The following is a 1,501-nucleotide window of genomic DNA, read 5'->3' as shown; positions in this document are numbered from 1 at the left end:
TTGACGAGCTCCCTACTTTTCTCTACAAGGTTTGGAATGGTATGAAACACCCGTCCCCAATGGCATACCCGTATGAGAAGAGCGGTTCACGTGATGGAGATTTCTATGATATGGCGAGAAGACTTTTAACTTGTGGTGTCAGTCAACCAGATGCGTTAGAAAGCTTACAACTCGCGTATCAATATTTTGTACCTTACAAGAAAGACTTTCCGTTTCAAACCGTGCAGGAGAAGGTAGAATCAGCGTGGAGGACGGTAAGTTCAGGGGAAAATAAAGCGTATTATGAAAGGAAAGGCGTCGAAATTGCTGTAGAAGATAGAAGTAAAAATAGGGTGATTCCTAAGCCATTTAAAGTGGGGGCAAATGCTACGCTTTTTGAGGAAAAAGAGGATAAGGACGGAAATGTCATCACAAAACTCGTTTCGCGGAAAACGCCGTATATCACAAAAGAATTCCATAACATAGAACGTCCACAAGTGCTGTATGAAATCGAATGGCAGGAACAAAATCGAACGGTGAAAGAAGTGGTACCAGCTTCCACAATTGCCGTTCGAAAAGAATTATTAGAATTAAGCGATCGAGGGTTTTCTGTTCATGATAATAATGCGAAAAGAATCATTACTTACTTTGACCAGTATTTATTAGTGAACGAGATAAACCAACATGAAGCGGTAGAACGTTTGGGTTTTATCAAGGACCGTTTTATTCATCCGTCCTTAACGAAAGATGTTGAAATCATGGCGATAGATCACGGTGAGAAACAACTATTGGAAGCAGTTGAAGTGAAAGGGACCGGCGAAAGTTGGAAACAGGAAGTGTTTGCACGTATCAAACAGAATCCGAAGGCAGTCTTTTTCATACTTGCTAGTTTTGCGAGTGTTATTATTCAAGACTTGCGTCTACAGCCCTTCATTGTCGATTTAAGTGGTACGACCTCACAAGGGAAAACGACCACATTAAAAGCAGCTGCAAGTGTATGGGGAAATGAAAGGTTAATGAGTGAATGGAATGCGACGAAAGTATCGATTGAAAGAAAGGCAGCGTATCTCAATAGTTTCCCTTTACTGTTAGACGACACGCGTAAAGCGAATGAGAGGATCTTAAAAGATGCCATTTATCAATTCAGTGGAGGGCGTTCGAAGGGACGTGGTTCTCTCAAAGGAAGCCAGAGAGAATTCATGTGGCACAATATTTTACTCAGCACAGGTGAAGTATCTTTAAACGAATATGCGAAAAATCAAGGTGGTGCGGCTGCTCGTATCATTCCGCTGATTGACGAACCGTTAGGGAAAGATCATGGAAACATTATGCACCTTCATGAGGCAATGGAAAACAATTATGGAGCGATTGGAATTGAATTTTTACAAGTATGGTTAGCAAATAAAAAGGTGTTTCTTTCTGAGTATGCAAGGTTCAGGAAACATTATGTAGAGAAAGCGAAAGGGAATGAAGTGCTAACGAGACTTGCGGGATACTATGCAGCCGTTCACTTTACCGGGAG

Annotated in this window: 1 protein-coding gene; it reads left to right on the top strand. The window is 41.4% G+C overall.

Translation table 11 applies throughout. The annotated features are described in order from the left end of the window. Positions 1 to 1,501: DUF927 domain-containing protein (locus tag ACODS7_RS31960; protein ID WP_488828581.1), on the top strand; the 1,501-nt coding region annotated here is incomplete at both ends.

The sequence above is a fragment of the Bacillus sp. FG16 genome (assembly GCF_057809515.1).
This window is presented reverse-complemented; position numbering and strand designations above follow the sequence as displayed.